The 19,691-nt window shown below is 41.4% G+C and carries 11 protein-coding genes; 5 read left to right on the top strand and 6 right to left on the bottom strand.

From position 1 onward, the window contains the following. Positions 1-263 precede the first annotated feature (263 nt). Together AC0UA9_RS01605 and AC0UA9_RS01600 are read left to right on the top strand one after the other, a co-directional pair. The gene (locus AC0UA9_RS01605; RefSeq protein ID WP_475656041.1) at positions 264-3,080 is read left to right on the top strand and encodes a hypothetical protein; all 2,817 of its coding nucleotides are present in this window, start codon (positions 264-266) and stop codon (positions 3,078-3,080) included. Between the two features lie 127 nt (positions 3,081-3,207). Then, positions 3,208-5,886 carry a TonB-dependent receptor domain-containing protein gene (locus AC0UA9_RS01600; protein ID WP_475656038.1) on the top strand — a complete coding sequence of 893 codons (2,679 nt, stop codon included), beginning with the start codon at positions 3,208-3,210 and terminating at the stop codon, positions 5,884-5,886. Positions 5,887-6,138: 252 nt separating this feature from the next. On the opposite strand, the gene AC0UA9_RS01595 is transcribed toward AC0UA9_RS01600, so the two are convergent. The 5 genes from AC0UA9_RS01595 to AC0UA9_RS01575 form a co-directional block, all read right to left on the bottom strand. Continuing rightward, positions 6,139-6,768, bottom strand: a complete 630-nt coding sequence (locus tag AC0UA9_RS01595) for a TetR/AcrR family transcriptional regulator (RefSeq protein WP_475656035.1) — start codon at positions 6,766-6,768, stop codon at positions 6,139-6,141. Positions 6,769-6,896: 128 nt separating this feature from the next. Further along, on the bottom strand, positions 6,897-8,306 hold the full coding sequence (locus tag AC0UA9_RS01590; protein WP_475656032.1) for an efflux transporter outer membrane subunit: 1,410 nt from the start codon (positions 8,304-8,306) through the stop codon (positions 6,897-6,899). Further along, positions 8,306-11,437 (bottom strand): efflux RND transporter permease subunit, encoded by a 3,132-nt coding sequence (locus tag AC0UA9_RS01585; protein ID WP_475656031.1) that lies wholly within the window; start codon positions 11,435-11,437, stop codon positions 8,306-8,308. The genes AC0UA9_RS01590 and AC0UA9_RS01585 overlap by 1 nt, the downstream gene beginning before the upstream one ends. A gap of 12 nt (positions 11,438-11,449) precedes the next feature. Continuing rightward, on the bottom strand, positions 11,450-12,607 hold the full coding sequence (locus AC0UA9_RS01580; RefSeq protein WP_475656029.1) for an efflux RND transporter periplasmic adaptor subunit: 1,158 nt from the start codon (positions 12,605-12,607) through the stop codon (positions 11,450-11,452). Between the two features lie 210 nt (positions 12,608-12,817). Continuing rightward, on the bottom strand, positions 12,818-13,210 hold the full coding sequence (locus AC0UA9_RS01575) for a Cd(II)/Pb(II)-responsive transcriptional regulator (protein ID WP_475656026.1): 393 nt from the start codon (positions 13,208-13,210) through the stop codon (positions 12,818-12,820). 131 nt (positions 13,211-13,341) lie between these two features. On the opposite strand from AC0UA9_RS01575, the gene AC0UA9_RS01570 reads away from it, so the two are divergent. The 3 genes from AC0UA9_RS01570 to AC0UA9_RS01560 are packed head-to-tail and all read left to right on the top strand — an operon-like array spanning position 13,342 to position 19,000. Next, the gene (locus tag AC0UA9_RS01570) at positions 13,342-14,658 is read left to right on the top strand and encodes a TolC family protein (RefSeq protein ID WP_475656022.1); all 1,317 of its coding nucleotides are present in this window, start codon (positions 13,342-13,344) and stop codon (positions 14,656-14,658) included. 43 nt (positions 14,659-14,701) lie between these two features. Next, on the top strand, positions 14,702-15,787 hold the full coding sequence (locus AC0UA9_RS01565) for an efflux RND transporter periplasmic adaptor subunit (protein WP_475656019.1): 1,086 nt from the start codon (positions 14,702-14,704) through the stop codon (positions 15,785-15,787). A gap of 9 nt (positions 15,788-15,796) precedes the next feature. After that, positions 15,797-19,000, top strand: coding sequence for an efflux RND transporter permease subunit (locus AC0UA9_RS01560; protein ID WP_475656015.1), 3,204 nt, complete (start codon positions 15,797-15,799; stop codon positions 18,998-19,000). A gap of 133 nt (positions 19,001-19,133) precedes the next feature. On the opposite strand, the gene AC0UA9_RS01555 is transcribed toward AC0UA9_RS01560, so the two are convergent. After that, a complete protein-coding gene (locus AC0UA9_RS01555; protein ID WP_475656011.1) occupies positions 19,134-19,634 on the bottom strand; it encodes a M48 family metallopeptidase in 501 nt (166 codons plus the stop codon). Between the last annotated feature and the right edge of the window lie 57 nt (positions 19,635-19,691).

Below are 19,691 nucleotides of genomic sequence, written 5' to 3'. Positions count from 1 at the left end.
GAATAAAAGGCTGGTTAACTACCAGCCTTTTTTGTTTGTAAAAACCACGGGCTAAGGTATAGCATACTAGTCCCAAGCGCTTTACCTGAAGCGCTGTTAAGTTTTCGCATTGTAGTGGTTATTATTGTGACCCTGTCACCAAAATGAAATACCGCTGTAACAAAACAGTCATATTTTTAAAACATTTCTGTCATTTTTCTCTTGTAGCATGTTGGAAAAATTAATAACCCTTTATTAAAACAACTAACTCTTCGGAGAGAAAGATGAAATTGAATAAAACCTTTAAGCACAGTGCAACTAATGTGGCAATTGTAGCAGCATTATCCCTTGGCTTATCTGCTTGTGGTGGTGATATAAACCTAGAGTCAAATGTTGATAATTCTGTCGGTGATACGGTGATTACAAACCCAGGAACCCCAACAACACCAACAAACCCTGATGCAGTATTACCGGGTAAATCAAATACACAATTAAGTGCACAAGTGTCTGCAGCATTAGGTTTTGATGTGCAAATACAAGTACTAGATACAAGAATAACTCAAAATACCACCTTAGTCGCAAAAGATAGCAACGGTAAAACGGTTATGTATGCGCTAAGCGGAGGGGTAGAAGTAGGTGGCCTGTCAACACGTAGCGAAAATGATGTTGTGTTAACAATAGAGCCAAGCACTGTCATTTTTGGTCAATCAGGTAATGATTACTTAGTGATTCACCGTGATGCGAAAATTATGGCAGAAGGGACTAAAAACAACCCGATAATAATGACGTCAGTACAAGATGTGAAAGGTGAGCAAACTGATTCAGGGCAGTGGGGGGGCTTAGTTATCCTAGGTAATGCACCCTCGAATAAATGTCCTACAGACGGGAGTGATTGCGCCCTGCAAGTTGAAGGCGTTGGTGAAGGTGCCGTCTTTGGCGGAACTGACTGGGAAGATAATTCAGGCGCTTTAAAATATCTAGTGGTTAAATATGCGGGTTTTGAAATTGCCCCAGACAATGAATTAAACGGCATTACCTTTGGTGGTGTTGGTTCAGCGACAACAGTGAATTACATTCAAGTACACAGTAATGCCGATGATGGTGTTGAGTTCTTTGGAGGGGCGGTAAACGCAAAGCACTTAGTGTTAACCGGTAATAAGGATGACAGTGTTGATTGGGATAATGGCTATAAAGGTATGCTACAACATATTTATATTGAGCATGCAAATAACTCAGGCGAGGCTAACCGTGCTATTGAAGCTGATAACGATGGCAGCAATCCAAGTAAGACGCCGCAATCTAACCCAACGTTATCAAACATGACCATTATTGGTAATAACTTTGATACACCTGACAAAGCCTCTGAGGGTATTTACTTACGTGAAGGTACCGCGGCTAAAATTTTTAATACTGTGATCACAGGCCCAAGTGAAATGGGCGAATGTTTAGAGTTTGAAAGCGGTGTGACGGTAGACAATGCTAATAGCGGCAAAATTGTTATGCAAAACGTTATTATGGCATGTGAGGGCGAGAAATTTAAAAACGCAGGCACCTTCGATATTGAACAATGGTTCACTGAAGAGCCTTCAAACAGTGTAAGTTCGTCAATTTTAATAGGTGAGTCAGGCATTCCTGATAGCAACTCACCGCTGATCGCACCTGGTGCAGGCCAAGATGTGGCGAATACGCAAAATGGATTCTTTGACTCTGTTGACTATATTGGTGCGCTAAACGGCACTGATGATTGGCGTGCAGGGTGGGCATTTGGTTTTGGCGGGGGGGAAGTTACGGCTACTGCGGGCTCAGAAGCTGAAACCTGCCCGACAGGAACTACAGCAATTACCTCAATAGATGAAAGAACAACTTGTCAATTAACGGGGAAAATCACTAGTGATTTAACCCTCACAGCGGGTAACCTTTATGCCTTAAATGGCCCTGTATTTATCGGCGGTGACAAAGCCAATAGTGCTACGCTAACTATAGAGCCAGGCACAACAATTTATGGTCGCTCAGGGAATGACTATTTAGTGATTAGCCGAGATTCAAAAATTGAAGCTAACGGAACCAAAACGCAACCCATTACGCTGACGTCAAGTGAAGATATTGCTGGTGGTGTTACGGGCTCTGGTCAATGGGGTGGCTTAGTTATTCTTGGTAATGGTATATCAAATAAATGTCCTACAGACGGCAGTGATTGTGCTTTGCAAGTTGAAGGTGTCGCTGAAGGTGGTGTGTTTGGTGGTACTAATAACGAAGATGACTCGGGCACTTTACGTTATGTTGTCGTTAAACACGCTGGTTATGAAATTGCTCCTGACAACGAGTTAAACGGCATTACCTTTGGCGGTGTAGGCTCTGCAACAACGGTAGAATATATTCAAGTGCATGAAAATGCAGATGATGGAGTGGAGTTTTTTGGTGGCGCAGTTAACGCTAAATATTTAGTTCTTACCGGAAACAAAGACGACAGTGTTGATTGGGACAATGGCTATATCGGTAACTTGCAGTATGTATTAGTGAAGCAAGCGGATAATAATGGCGAAGCCAACCGCGCTATTGAAGCAGATAATGACGGTAGCAACCCAGGTAAACTGCCACAGTCTAACCCAACCATCGCGAACATGACCATCATTGGTAATGGTTTTGACACACCTGATAAAGCATCTGAAGGTATCTATTTACGTGAAGGCACCAAAGCACAATTACATAACTTTGTCGTTACTGGTACTTCAGGCATGGGTGAATGTTTAGAGCTTGAAGGTGGTAGTTCATCTGTTACTACAGACCAAGCTATTAATGGTGATACCGTTATTTCAAACTCAGTATTTGCCTGTGACGAAAACTTCAAAAACGCCATTGCAACCGACGGTACTGTTTTGCTTGACGTGAAAGACTGGGTGCTTAATCAAAACCCTGCGTTAAACACGAATAACACTACAGCGGCAAATATGGGCGCAGTATTAAACGGCATATTTACCATTGATACCACTACCCCGAAAGACTTTACAGGTGATGCTTTCTTCGATAACGCTGAGCACATTGGCGCGGTAACTGAAGAAAACAACTGGACTGCAGGCTGGACTGTTGGTTTAGAAGACTAACAAACTAGTGCATAAAATGCTGTAGCTGAGCTAAATGCTACAGCATTTCATATCCATATCATTGAGTAGCTAACCTAATCAGTGATATTGGTACTCATGTTCAAACACCTAATTCATGAGGTTAACAATGAATAACAAGTTTAGATCTTTTGCTTTATCCTCGCTAGCCATTGCTGTGTTGACCAGCACAGGACAAGTAATTGCAGCAGAAGAGAATAGCGAAGCCTTAGAAGAGGTTGTGGTTAAGGCTAGCCGGTTAAAAGGGACAGCAAGTGCTGTTATGCAAGAGCGGAAAAACCAAGCCTTTGTTGCTGATATTCTAGGCAGCGAGCAAATTTCTCGCACCGGTGACTCAGATGCCGCAGCAGCATTGCGACGTGTAACAGGTATTACCCTGGTTGACGGTAAATTTATTTACGTTCGCGGCTTAGGTGAGCGTTTTTCTAGCACACAGCTAAATGGCGCTGCTGTACCTAGTCCTGATCCAACACGAACGGTAATACCCCTGGATTTATTTCCAGCAAGTATCATTGAATCACTATCAGTGCAAAAATCTTATTCTGCAACCATGCCAGCACACTTTGCTGGTGGTAATGTTGACATACGATTAAAAACCATTCCCACAGACTTTATTTTTAATATCAAAGGCAAGTTGGGTGGTAACACCAGTAACGTTGATGACGGCTTAACCTATAACGGGGGAGGTGACGACTGGTTTGGTGTAGATGATGGCACGCGATCAGTACCTGCAGCTATAGCAAACCTATGGGATAGCCACACATCAATTAATAACTTAAGCCAGGAAGAAAACCGTCAGCTAGCTGCACAGCTCAATCGTGATTATGACCCGAGTGTTGAAAGCATTGGCCCTAATGCTGGCTTAGATATGACCATAGGGAACAAAGTAGACTTTGATGACTTTCGTTTAGGCTTTCTTTCTGCCGTTTCATACGACAACAAATGGGAAGTGTCAGAAGGTTATGAAGGACAAGATTTCACTTACAGCGAGTCTGAAAACGGGGAGGGCACTTGGTCTTTAGTGCGCGGTTTTGATGAAGTTGATATTACCGAACATTCAGTACGCTTTTCAGCCATGGTCAGTTTAGGGTTGGAATATAAACGTGATCATCGACTCGACTTTACCTCACTTATTTTACATGACACACGTGATCAAGTAAGTGACAAAAGAGGTAATACCAACAACGTATTGCTCAGTGACGGCTTAAGAATACGTGATAGCGAAGTAATCTACGAAGAACGTGAAATGATTTCTAATCAATTACGCGGTACACACAACTTCAATGATTGGTGGGGCTTAGGGCTAGATTGGTTTTATTCAGATGCTCGCTCTAATCGCTATGCGCCAGGAAATATAGAAACACGTTATATCATTCAAGATGGTTACAATGGGCAACCAGCAGATGGCCGATTTGATTATATCAATGAAAGCTCATTACGAAGAGCAAATACTTCAACACGTTATACCTTTCAAACGTTAGACGATGAAGTCGAAAATTATGGTTATAACTTATCATTACCCTTTAATGTATCTGGCACTGAAATAGAGCTGAAATTTGGTGGTAACTTTACTAAAAAATCAAGAGAAGCCTTTGCTAGACGTATTGATCTTAATACCTTGGCCTTTGATGGGCTTGATTTTAGCGGAAGTGGGTTAAACAACATATTAACTGATGATGTGATGTTAAATCAGCCACTTAGTGGTAATGATAATATTATGCGTGATACGTCAATTGCGGGCGATGATTATTATTCAGGGCAAATGATTGATGCATACTACTTAGAAGCAGACTTTTTCATTAATGATCGTTGGCGTGCAGTTGCTGGCGTACGTTATGAGGATTTTAGACAAGTTGTTGCACCGCTTGACCCTGCAACAGGCAAATTCGATTTACCAGCGCAACCCACAACGGCAGACTTAGCAGACTTAGTTTTTCAAGAGGATGAACTCTTCGGCTCGTTTGCACTCACCTATATTGTTAATAGCGACATGCAATTTCGAGCATCCGTTGGGCAATCCACCATACGTCCAGATTTACGTGAAGTAGCACCTGCTACCTATATTGACCCATTAACGGGTTTTCCTATTGGGGGAACGCCAGGTGTTGAAAGCTCGGATATAATCAATTACGACGTGCGCTGGGAATGGTATTTAGAAACAGGAGAAAATTTATCTGTTGGTTTATTCTACAAAGACATGGATATGCCTATTGAGTCAGTGCAATCACCAGCGCAAGACGGACCATCGCTTATTCGTATCGCAAACGCTGAAGATGGTTATGTTTACGGTATAGAGCTGGAGTTTTTAAAAGACTTTACAGCTTTAGGTGATTTAGGTTTAATTAATGGCGCAGATTTATTTTTATCAGGTAATGTAACGTTAAGCGACTCTGAAATTAACATTAATACACAAAGTGTTGTTGAACAAACGGGCGTATCTACCAGCATTAGCAACCCTACACGGAGAATGACAGGACATTCAGAATATGTCGTTAACTTTAATCTAGGGTGGGATGCACCTAATGGTAACCACAGTGCTACTTTAGTTTATAATGTCTTTGGCGAACGTATTATTATACCGGGTATTGAAGGGAGAGATGATGCTTACGAGCAACCATTTCATTCTTTAGATATGGTTTATACCTACTATCCTACTTTTTCTTCCACCTTAACCTTTAAAGTACAAAACTTACTTGGTGAAGACAAAGCAATAGAATTTGAAGATACGCTCATACAAAGTGAAACAAAAGGTCTGCAATTTGAAGTTGGCCTAAAATGGGATTTTTAGTCACAGGGCAGAGTGCTTCGTGTATAGTCGCAGTCAAAGGGGTATAAAAGTTAACCTGATGTGATAGCCAACATGCACAAGCCTGTTATCGACTATATGCAAGAAAATTTAAATAGATGCTTAAAACTTAAGCATCTATTTTTTGTATTGCTAGCGCAAATCTAAGTCATCAAAACTCGGCTTAAGTCAATTGCTAACCCCCAAAAATTGAAAAATATAGAATCACTATACTTAATCATTTTTGCTTCTCTTTTAACTTTCTTCAGACGAAAATGGTAATAAAAGTAAGCGCATTGCTGGGCGCAAGGCTAATAAAAGCGTTTCTTTATCCACATTTGGATTAAGGGCTCTGCGTAAGGTAATACCGCTTATCATTGAAAACATTATTTCAATACGGCTTTCAAGCTCTGCTGAGCTGTGATCTTTTATTAAACTTCGTTCACCCACTAACAGGTTACGCATTTGCTTTCTGGCGTAAAAGTCAGACTTTTGTAATTGCTGCGACACTTTTTCATTACGCGCGGCTTCGGCGAACATCTCCAAATTAAGCGCCCGTTGATTGACATCACTATGATGGTCCACCGCTTGATCTAAACCGTCGAGTAAAATTGTGACTAAGTCACCAGACTGATTTTGAAACTGTTGAAAAATTGAAAACATTTTTTCCATGTCAAGTTCAATAATCGATTCTATAATTGCCTCTTTACTGGCAAAGTAATTATAAATATGGCCTGCGCTCATGCCCGCGGTTTTAGATATTTCAGCCATACCAGCGCCATGATAGCCTTTGCGTTTAAAGCAGTCTGCAGCTGCACACAGAATTTGTTCGCGTCGTGCTAGTGCAATAGCAGGATCTGTTTTTCGTGTCGATTTCTCTTTCATAGTAACTCCAAAAAACACAGTTTGGCTGAATCAAGATAACTAGTTTACCTGGGCTTGACCCTTGCTTTTACGTTTAAAAAACACCTTTGGTAAACTAGTAACTAATCGCTAACTGTATAGTATTAGGGCTATTGATTTTGTTGATTAGGCTGTTGCCAGCCACCGCCAACCGCTTTATATAAACTAATTTGGCTAATCATATATGCTTGTTTGCCACTAATAAGCTGTTGCTTAGCACTGTACCAATTACGCTGCGCATCCAGCAGTTGTAAATAGCTATCAGCACCTTTGTCAAAGCGTGCTTCAGACAGCGTAAACGATACTTGATTACTTTTGTAAAGCGCCTCAAGTGCGCTTAGCTGTTGTTTATAACCAGCGTTATCAGCCAGAGCATCAGAGACTTCTCTAAACGCTTGTTGAATAGAGCGCTCGTAATTGGTTAATGCTACCGCTTGCTGAGTTTTTGCCACCGCTAAGTTTGCTTGATTACGACCCATATTAAAAATAGGGACTGTAATTGATGGAATAAAACTCCAGGTACCAGTACCGCCTGAAAACAAATTATCAAGATCAGCCGACGCTGTGCCTGCATTTGCCGTTAGGGTAATACTGGGGAAAAAGGCTGCTTTAGCCACACCAATATTAGCGTTTGCGGCTAATAACGTAAACTCAGCGGCTTTAATATCAGGGCGTTGTTCAAGTAACTCAGATGGTAAACCAACGGGCACCTTAGGAAAGTGTAATAGTTCATCTAAGCTTTCAACAGGTAATAGCTCAGATGAAACAGGCGTACCTACGAGTAAATCAAGAGCATTTTTATCACGTTTTAATAAGCGCTCATAATTAGCTACAGCCACTTGTGCTGCTGCGACAGTGCTTTGAACTTGCGCTAAGGTTAACTGTGACGCAGCCCCTAATGCGTAAGACTTTTCAATTAATGCTAATGAAGCTTGTTGGCTTTTGAGCGTGTCCTGTGCGAGTGCCAATTGCGCTTTATCAGCAGCATAATTTAACCAGGCACTGACGACTTCAGCAATTAAACTAATTTCTACACTCGTTTTACTTTGCTTTGAAGCATACAAAGTTTGCAATGCCTGATCAGATTGATTGCGAACCTTACCCCACAAGTCAAGCTCATACGCAGTCATACCAACGGTAGCAGAATAGCGCTCGCTAATGTGTGCATTACCCGTTGATGATAAGTCAGCGGGTAAGCGCTGACGCGTGCCAGAAGCAGCAATATCAAGTGACGGGTATAAGTTTGACTCTTCAATTTGATAAAGTGCACGGACTTGCTGCACATTCAAGGCAGCAAGCGTGATGTCTTTATTATGGGTTAACGTTTGGGCGATCAAGTTTTGTAATTTTTCATTAGTAAAAAATTGCTGCCAGTGTAAATCGGCTGTATTACCTTGTTCGCTTTGTATGGCATAAGTTTCTGGCACGGGAAGCACAATATCTTCACGTGGTGGTGCCATTTGGCAGGCACTGAGTACCACGACACTTAGACTTGCTAAGCTAAACCTTTTAAATGTCATTATGATTTATCCTGTATTACAGCTTTATGTTTACCTGGGAAGACTCTACGTACTAACACAAAAAATAATGGTACAAATAACACCACAATTAATGATGACGCTAACGTACCACCAATCACTGAAATACCTAGTGCATTTTGTGCACCAGAGCCAGCACTTGAGGCGATAGCGAGTGGTAATACACCACAAATAAACGCCATTGACGTCATTAATATTGGTCGTAAACGTAGTTTAACCGCAGCAATGGCTGACTCAACTAATGGCATGCCTTCATCCATTTTATGAATAGCAAACTCAACAATTAAAATTGCATTTTTAGACGCTAAGCCTATTGTGGTTAATAAACCTACCTGTAAGTAGATATCGTTTGATAAACCCGCCGTAAACGCAGCCACGGTAGCACCAAAAACACCTAATGGTACTATCATCATAACAGCTGCAGGCACTGACCAACTTTCATATAATGCCGCCAAACATAAAAATACAACGAGTAGTGATAAGGCATACAATAGTGGTGCTTGACCACCACTTAAACGTTCTTCGTATGATATACCTGTCCATTCAAAACCAATACCATCAGGTAGGTTTTGCACTAGCTTTTCGATTTCATCCATCGCTTGGCCCGTACTATAACCTGGCGCAGCAGCACCTTGAATTTCCATTGCTGAAAACCCGTTATAGCGTTCAAGACGGGGAGAGCCGTAAGTCCAATACGATTGAGCAAAAGCGCTAAACGGCACCATATCGCCATTGTTGTTACGCACATACCACTTATTTAAGTCTTCAGGCACCATACGAGATTCAGCATTGCCCTGTAAAAATACTTTTTTAACGCGACCACGGTCGATAAAGTCATTCACATAACTACTACCCCACGCGGTAGATAAAGTGCTATTTATGCTTGCTTGCGTTAAACCTAGCGCTTGTGCTTTAGCTAAATCAATATCTAGCTCTAACTCTGGTTTATCTTCTTGGCCATTCGGACGAACACCGGCTAACACAGGATTTTGCGCTGCCATACCAAGCAACATATTGCGTGCTTCGAGTAATTTGTCGTGGCCTAGCCCAACACGATCTTGTAAAAACAAGGTAAAACCATTTGCTGTACCAAGTTCCATCACTGCCGGAGGTGGAAAGGCAAAGACAAACGCCTCTTTTATGGTTGAGAAAAAGCCCATCGCTTTACCAGCAACGGCACCAACAGAAAGGCTAGGGTCTTGACGGTCATCCCAATGATTTAAGCCAACAAAACCAATAGCTGCATTTTGTCCAGAGCCGGCAAAACTAAACCCTGTTACCGTAAATATTGAACGTACGGCGTCAGATTGCTCTTCTAAATAATGGTGCTCCATTTTTTTCACAACACTTAACGTTTGCTCAGTGGTTGAACCTGCTGGCAAGCTGACTAAGTTGAATAAAATACCCTGGTCTTCATCGGGTAAGAATGCAGAAGGTAACTGGGTAAAAATATAAATCATGCCACCGACAATTAAGCCATAACATAATAAATAGCGTTTGCTGAGTCTAATCATACGGCCAACAAAGCTTTGTGCGCCGGCATTGGTTTTATCAAAACCGCGGTTAAAAGCGATAAAGAAGCGGCCAATCAATGATGAATCTTTATGCACATGGCTTGGCTTTAACATGGTTGCACATAATGCAGGTGTTAAAATAAGGGCAACTAATACCGATAGCCCCATGGCGGTAACTAAAGTGACCGAGAACTGCTTGTAAATAACGCCAGTAGAGCCGCTGAAAAAAGCCATGGGCACAAATACTGCTGACAACACCATGGCAATACCAACTAAGGCACTTTTAATTTCATCCATTGATTTACGCGTAGCTTCTAGCGGAGATAATTTCTCTTCCGTCATAACACGCTCTACGTTCTCAACCACAACAATGGCATCATCTACCAATAAGCCAATGGCTAATACCATAGCAAACATGGTAAGTGTATTAATTGAATAACCAAAAGTTTGTAGTACCGCTAATGTACCCAGTAATACCACGGGCACAGCAATTGTTGGAATTAATGTGGCGCGGAAATTTTGTAAAAACAGGTACATCACTAAGAACACTAAAAAGACAGCTTCAATTAGTGTAGTAACAACTTTTTCAATTGACAGTTTAACAAAAGGTGTTGTGTCATAAGGGATAACTGTGACTAAACCTTCAGGGAAAAGTGGCTCTAACTCTTTAAGGGCCGCTTTGACTGAGTCTGCGGTATCAAGTGCGTTAGCACCACTAGCCAATTTAATCCCTAAACCAGAGGCAGGTTTACCATTAAAGCGTGCAACTACCGCATAACTTTCACCACCAAGCTCGACTTTAGCAACATCGCGTAAACGAACAACGGAACCGTCGGCATTGGTTTTAACAAAAATATTTTCAAATTGCTCAGGCGTTTGTAAGCGACTTTGTGCTGTTACCGTGGCATTTAATTGCTGGCCTGAAATCGCGGGTAACGCACCTAGCTGGCCTGCGGAAACTTGCGCATTTTGCTCACTGATAGACACACTAATATCAGCTGGCGTTAGGTTATATTTTTGTAGCATATCTGGGTCTAACCAGATACGCATCGCATACTGAGAACCAAACAATTGAACTTCACCAACACCATTTACTCGTGACACAATATCTTGGACATTCGAGGCAACATAATCACCAATGTCGATATTACTCATGCTGTCATTTTCGGAAACAAAACCAACAACCATTAGGAAGTTGCGGGCAGCTTTCGCCACCGATACACCTTGGCGCTGCACTTCTAACGGTAACAAAGGGGTTGCTAAGGCAAGTTTATTTTGAACCTGAACCTGTGCAATGTCAGGGTCAGTGTCGGCATTAAAAGTTAATGTTAAGGTCGCTGAACCATTAGACTCAGACGTAGATGACATATAAATCAACCCATCTAAACCTTTCATTTTCTGTTCAATAACTTGAGTAACCGTATCTTCTAAAGTGCGTGCAGACGCACCTGGGTACATCGCTTGAATGCTAATCGTAGGCGGTGCGATTGATGGGTATTGTGCAATAGGTAAACTCTTTAGTGCAAGAACACCAGCCAGCATAACAACAATGGCAAGTACCCAAGCAAAAATAGGCCTATCGATAAAAAATCGTGACATTAATATGCTCCGTTATTGAGTTTTAGCAATTGGTTCGGCTGGCACTGCATTGACAGGGGCACCCGGTGCTATTTTTTGTAAGCCTTCAACAATTACTTGATCGCCATCACTAAGGCCACTTGTTACCAACCAGTTAGCGCCTATGGTGCGGTCAGTTTTTAACACGCGTGCTTCTACGGTATTGTTTTTACTAACAACCATGGCCGTAGGTTCACCTTTGGTATTGCGACTTACGCCACGGTGAGGTACTAAAATTGCGTTAGGTTTAACCCCTTCTACAATTACCGCTCTAACATACATGCCCGGCAATAATAGTTTTTCAGGGTTCGGAAATTCGGCGCGTAGGGTAACAGAGCCAGTACTTGGGTCAACCAGCACTTCTGAAAACTGTAAAGTACCTTGATGAGGGTAGACAGAGCCATCTTCCATTTTTAGTTCAACTTTAGTTTCTGCGGCAAGATCACGTTGTAGCGCACCGCTGGCAATGGCTTTTTTCAAGCGAGTTAACTCACTGCTTGATTCGGTTAAGTCTATGTAAATAGGGTCAAGTTGTGTCACTGTTGCCAATGGCATGGCTTGATTAGCGCTTACCAAGGCACCTGCTGTAACGGCAGACTTACCAATTCTGCCACTAATAGGCGATGAAACCTTACTGTAATTGAGGTTTATTTGTGCAGTTTTAAGCTGCGCTTTTGCAGTGAGTAAGTCAGCTTGTGCACTTTTGTAACTAGCATCTGCTTCATCAAAGTCTTGCTGGCTTACTGCTTTTATCGCTAGTAGCTCTGCATAACGATCTGATTTCGCTTTTGCATTCGTAATATTGGCCTGCGCTTTAGTGATCGCCGCTTTACTGGTAGCTACTTGGGCTTCAAATGTGGCTGGATCAATTTGATATAACCCTTGGCCTTTTTTAACCTCACCACCTTCAGTAAATAATCGTGTTTGTACAATACCATTTACTTGTGGACGAATTTGCGCTACTTGAGAAGCTGTCACACGACCTGGCAGCTCTTTTGTAAGCGTGAGAGGTTGGCTTGTTAAGTTAATAACGCCAACAGGGATAGGTTGTGAAGCAGGCATACTAGCCTGCTGGTTTTTTTCACAACCGGATAAAACTATTGCACTTGCTAAAGCAGTGACAAGACAAAAAATGATGCGTGAACGCTGCATGTTAACTATTCTCTATGTTTAGGGTGAACGTTCATTCTAAATTGTTTTGTACGAATTTCCAAGTACATTATTATTTTTTTCACAAAATAATAATGCTTCTTTGTCGTTGGCTTTATTCGCTGCTATTGGAGCAGCGATTAGGTGTTAATCGCTTGTGCTTAAGTTGATATGGCTCTGAGTGAACCTAGTTTGCCTTGGCCAGGCTTTTCACTAGGTATTTTGTGTTAAACTTTTCAATATTTCACATTCACCAACGAGCTCGTTTGAACACGATATCGCTAATGTTTGTAGTGTACTCTCTAATAATGACAGTTCTTTAATCGTCGTTTGTACTTTCTCTAGTTGTCGCTCAATTAATTGGTCAACTTCGTGGCAAGATGACGTTTTATCGCGTTGCAGTAATATCAAGGTTTTTATTTGCTCAATTGGCATTTGCAACTCTCGACAACGCCTGATAAAAATTAAATTATCTACGTCGCTTAGGCTATATTCACGGTAACCATTATTGTTTCGAGCAGCTTTAGGGAGTAAGCCCACTTTTTCATAATACCTAATGGTTTTACTTGCTACGTTTGTTAGTTTTGCTAGTTGATTAATTTTCATCACACTTGACCTTACACTTACTGTAAGGTTTATGATGTCGGAAAAAATAAGGTTATACAATCATTGTTTCACTAAAAAATGGCTGGGCTTTGGTTGATAGTAAATTAACGGTTTTAGTTAAAGAGGTGTTTGTGAAAATAAATCAACTCCGTCTGCGGTTGAGTGTGTCTCTGTGTGTAGTGTCGCTGCTAGTGTCTAACTTTGTTATTTTTAATGCACAAGCGAAAAATAATAAGGTCATCACGTTAGCTGTCGCTATTCAAAAAACGTTGAAACATAACCCAACACTCAATGTTTTTAATTATCGTCAACGTATGTTAGAAGGTGAGTTACAGCGTGGGCAATTAACACCGGGCTATATTTTAGGGGTTGAAATAGAAGACTTTGCTGGCACTGGCGATATTGGTGTGTTTGATAATAGCGAATTGACTTTATCACTTTCTTCCGTCTTTGAACTGGGTGGTAAAACTAGCGCTCGCGTTAATATGGTTAATAGCCGTAGCGCGCAACTTAAGGCAAAACGAAAAATCGCTGCGTTAAACTTATCTGGTGAAGTCACCCGTAGGTATATTGATATTATTGCTGCAAAAGCACGGTTGTCGCTTGCTAAGGAAGGCGTTTTATTAGCGAAACAGGTCTTAACTGAAGTTGAAAAACGTGCGAAAGCTGGTGCTGTACCTGAAGCCGAAGTTAAACGTGCTTTAGCTGCGTTAGGTAACGCCAAATTAATTACCTCATCAGAGCAACAACAGTTTAATTATGCCAAAATACTGTTAGCAATGATGTGGCAAGAAAATACCCCAAGCTTTGGCGAGGTTCAAGGGGATTTATTTAACTTTCCGCCTGACGTGCCATTTGATGTTTTGTATAAAAAAATTGAACAAAATCCTGAGATATTAAGTTATGGCGCTCAAGCACGGGTAAAAGAAGCGCAACTTCGCTTGGCAAAAACAGAATCAAGCCAAGACATTCAATGGTCGGTTGGTGTGAAACAATACCAAGCCGTTAACGACACAGCCCTAACTGTCAGTATTAAGGTGCCGTTATTTTCTTCTAAACGTAATGCTGGGACGATTATTTCGGCACAAGCGGAGCGTGATCACATTGTAGCGCAAAGAGAAGTCACGTTAGTTGCCCTACATAGCCAGTTATATCGCGCTTATGCTAACCGAAAACAAGCTATTTTTACTGTAAAAAACCTACAAAACAGCATAGTGCCTATTTTAACTGAGGCATTACATCAAACGCAAAAAGCTTATCAGGGTGGTCTCTACAGTTATGTTGACTATTTAACTGCAAGGCAAGAGCTGCTATTTGCGCGTCGCGCTATGATTGACTCTGCCGCAGCTGCGTTACGTTACGGGGCTGAAATAGAGCAATTAATTGCTGAGCCTTTGCCTGCAGCGCAACACGCAAGGACAACACCAAGTAGCTATATGGCCAAATAACGCTCTTACACGTACAACAAATACCAAATTTTAGAAGGTTACGATGAAAACTCACAAAAATTATTTATTTAAGCTTTTCGCTACAGCACTTAGTTATGTTGTGCTTAGTTATGGCGTCATGGCAAGTGCAGCACAGGATGATCATGGTCACGTTAACGAACATCAAGACGAACACGGTGATGAGCACGAAGAAGGGCATATTGAAATGAGCGCAATGAACGCCAAACAAGCTGGTATAGTTAATGAGGTGGCCACTGCAGCGCGTATTAAACAGACGATGACAGTCTATGGCAAAACTGTGGTAAAACCAGACAGTATTAGTCAAGTGAAAGCACGCTTTCCTGGAGTTATTACCCAGTTGTCGGTGAATGTTGGTGATACCATAACAGCAGGGGATTTAGTTGCACAAGTCGAGTCGAATAATAGCTTTAAACAGTATGATATTGTTGCGCCCATAACGGGCGTGGTCACTAAAAGGTATGCCAACCCAGGAGATCTTACTGGCCAACAACCGTTAATCGTTATCGAAAATTATGATCAATTGTGGGCTCAATTCATGATTTTCCCAAGCCAGCAGGCTAGCTTACAGCAAAAAAGTAATGCCTTGGTCAAAAATGTAGAAAAGGGCATGAGTATCATTATTTTTGATGCGGCAGTTAATGAGTCAGAATCGTTAACTGCAAAAAGCAGCAATGTAAATAAAGCAAAAGGCAAAGGTGAAAAAACTAACCAAAGCACGATTAATCTCTTGTTAGCCAATAAAAACAATCCCTTTACCACAGCCATTGCCCCCCTTGATAATAAACAAGGTAAATGGAGTGCTGGGCAATTATTAACGGCTAGTATAGTGCTTACAGAACAAGCGGTAGATAGGGCAATTGATAATCGTGCTTTTCAAGAGATTGATGGCAAACAAGTTATTTTTGTCGTGAATGCGCATGGTTATGAAGCCCGCGAACTTTGTTATACGCCCTGTTACAACGCAGGTGATAATATTGTTTTAGGGCAAACTGACGGACACTTTACCCAAGTGTTATCAGGGTTAAATATTGGTGAACAGTACGCAGTTCAAAATAGTTACCTGCTTAAAGCTGATTTAGGCAAAGCGGGTGCAGCGCACGTTCATTAGGAGCTAACCATGATTGAAACAATATTACGATTTTCTATCGCACGTCGTTGGTTAATGATGAGCATGATTTTGCTGCTAATAGGTTTAGGTTATTTTAGTTATCAAAAGTTGCCCATTGATGCGGTGCCTGATATTACCAATGTACAAGTACAAATTAATACCCGTGCCCCAGGATATTCACCGCTTGAAACGGAACAGCGCATAACCGTCCCTATTGAAACAGCAGTACGCGGCATTCCTGCCTTGTCATACACACGTTCTATTTCACGTTATGGTTTATCACAAGTGACCGTGGTGTTTGACGAAGGTACCGACTTATATTTTGCCCGAAGTCTATTGAATGAAAAGTTAAGCGCTCTTAAAAACCAATTACCAAGCGAACTAAGTCCAGAAATGGGGCCAATCACCTCAGGGCTTGGTGAAATTTTTATGTACAGCATTGAAGCTTCAGCAGATGCCAAGCAAGCCGATGGTACGGCATTTGATGCAACTGCATTACGTGAAATACAAGACTGGATCATCAAACCACAACTGTCTTTAGTTAAGGGCGTGACTGAAATTAATACCATTGGTGGCTATGACAAACAGTACCATATTACACCTTGGCCACATAAAATGTTGGCGTTTTCAGTGACATTTGATGATATTCATAATGCGCTAAATAATAGCAACAGTAATCGTGGTGCTGGGTACATTGAGCAAAATGGTCAACAGCTTACCGTACGCTTGCCTGCACAGCTTACCTCTATCGCTGATATAGAGCAGGTGGTGATTAAGCTAGTTGATGGCACGCCCATTCGCATTAAAGATGTTGCCGAGGTGGCTATCGGTAAGTCATTGCGCACCGGTGCTGCAACCCGAGGTGGCAAAGAAACAGTCATAGGTAGTGCTATGATGCTCGTAGGCGAAAACTCACGAGTAGTTGCGTTAGCTGTGGCTGAAAAATTAGCACAAATAAAACTATCTTTGCCAGAAGGCGTCATAGTAGAAGCAGTGTATGACCGTACTACCTTGGTTGATAAAGCCATGTACACAGTACAAAAAAACTTGGTTGAAGGCGCCTTGTTGGTTATCGTTATTTTGTTTTTATTACTGGGTAATATTCGCGCAGCCTTAATTACTGCTGCGGTTATTCCCCTTGCTATGTTAGCTACTATAACCGGCATGGTAAAAGCGGGGGTGTCGGCTAATTTAATGAGTCTTGGCGCACTTGATTTTGGTTTAATTGTCGATGGTGCTGTGATCATCGTTGAAAACTCTATTCGGCGGTTAGGTGATGCGCAACGTAGCAGTGGTAAGGTGTTAAGCACAAAAGAGCGTTTAAATGTGGTGTACTCTGCTACTAATGAAGTAATAAGACCCAGCCTGTTTGGTATTTTTATCATTACCATTGTATATATACCGTTATTTAGTTTAAGTGGCGTAGAAGGAAAAATGTTTCACCCAATGGCGGCAACGGTAATGATGGCGCTTATTGCAGCGCTGGTATTGTCGTTGACTTTAGTGCCCGCAGCAGTTGCGCTTTTTATGACAGGAAAAATTAAAGAACAAGAAAGTCGTGTTGTTAGCATGGCAAAGTCAGTTTATAAACCTTTATTACTGGCCGCTATGAAATTACGTTGGTGGTTATTATCGGCGTGTGCCTTGCTTGTCGCTTTTTCATTATGGCTTGCCAGTACATTAGGCTCTGAATTTATTCCACAGCTTAATGAAGAAGACTTATTGCTTCAAGCCATTCGCATTACTGGCACCAGCCTGAGTCAATCAATTGAAATGCAGCAAAAACTTGAGCTTGAAATTACTAAATTTCCACAAGTTAATAATGTATTTTCACGTATTGGTACACCAGAAGTTGCTAATGACCCTATGCCACCCAATATTGCTGATACCTATGTCATGTATGCTCCACGGGCGCAATGGCCCGATCCTTCATTAAGTTACCAAGACCTTGCCGATCAAATTGTAGCAGCAGTGTCAGATCAGCCAGGCAATAATTTTGAATTAACGCAACCAATACAAATGCGCTTTAATGAACTTATTTCAGGCGTTCGTGCTGACCTAGGTATTAAAGTAGTCGGTGATGATTTAGACCAGTTATTACGCTCAGCTAATGCAATTCGAGCAGTGCTTGAAACAATAGAAGGTGCTAGTGATATACAAGTAGAGCAAGTAACTGGCCTACCTATGCTATCAATTACACCTAAACGTATCGCTCTTGCCCGTTATGGCTTAACGGTTACGCAATTACAGCACGCGTTAGCTACTGCGATAGGTGGTGAAAAAGCGGGTGCTATTTATCAAGGTGATCGCCGTTTTAATATGGTAATCAGGCTGCCTGAAGATATTCGTGCTGATATTCACCGTTTGGCAGATCTCCCCATTGTTTTAGGCGGTGTAGCGCCTAGCACTACAATGCCTAGCGATGGGGCAGAGTTAACATATGTTCCCTTATCGGAAGTGGCTGAACTTAAAATCGCTCCAGCCCCAAATCAAATTAGTCGTGAAAATGGCAAGCGCCGTGTTGTTGTTACCACCAATGTACGTGGCACTGATTTAGGGTCTTTTGTTAATAATGCTAGGGAAGCTATTCAGCAAAAAGTGGATATTCCCCCTGGGTATTGGCTGGAATACGGCGGAGCATTTGAACAACTTGCTTCTGCAAATAAACGCTTAACTTTAGTTATTCCTATTACTTTAGCCGTAATTTTAGGTTTATTGGTAATGGCATTTGGTAGCGTTAAAGATGCGTTAATTATTTTTACAGGTATACCGCTGGCGCTCACAGGAGGGGTTATTGCCTTATGGCTGCGCGAGATGCCCTTATCAACCTCAGCAGGGGTTGGCTTTATTGCCTTATCAGGTATTGCAACACTTAACGGGTTAGTAATGCTGTCTTTTATTCGTGCGCTCTGTAGGGAGCGTATCGCTTTAATAAAAACGGCTATTGAGCAGCCTGTGTGTATTAATGCAACCGTTGAACAGGCGGTTATTGATGGGGCTATGCTTAGGTTAAGGCCGGTATTAATGACAGCCTTAGTGGCTGGGTTGGGCTTTGTACCAATGGCATTAAATGTTGGCACAGGCGCAGAAGTACAACGTCCGTTAGCAACGGTAGTTATTGGCGGGATTATTTCATCGACGCTACTCACTTTATTAGTATTGCCAACACTGTATCGTTTAATTCACAAAAATGAGATTAAACAAGATGACTAACCAGAAGGCGACTTTTCTAAGGTGATTATTTTAAAGTGATTAGCTAAGCTTTAGTAAATTACTCGCCAGCAGTGAGTAAACCAATTAGAAAACTTACTAACCGTATCTTAAATTTAAGGTGCGGTTATTTTTATTAGCCATAAATTTTACCGATATTGTCTATTTGTGTCAGATAAATTCTTAAGTCTAACTCAAGTTGATGATAATTAGGTAGCATGTGCTGGCATAACTGGTAAAAAGCTTTGTTGTGCTCTTTTTCTTTCAAGTGTGCTAACTCATGTACGACAATCATTGTTAAAAATGCTTCTGGCACAGCTTTAAAAACGCTGGCAATCCGTATTTCATTTTTGCTCTTTAATTTGCTGCCCTGTACTCTTGCAACAAACGTATGCAAGCCTAATGCATTATTAATTACGTGAATTTTATCGTCGAACTGCACTTTACTCAGTGGGGAAGACTTCTTTAAATATTGATTTTTTAAACCCATGACAAAAGCTCTTAAGGCTTTATCATTTACAATGGTGTGCGCCTGCGGATATTTCGATAATAAATACTGGCTTAAGGTGTTATTATCAAGCATTGCTTGAACTTGGTTTTGAATTTTGGGTGAATAAGAAGATATATATTTTAACATAGGCGCTTGAGTACTCGTTTATTTTTTAGGTGAAAATCGTAAAAACACGCCGTGCAC

This window comes from Colwellia sp. F1 (genome assembly GCF_056238625.1).
This window is presented reverse-complemented; position numbering and strand designations above follow the sequence as displayed.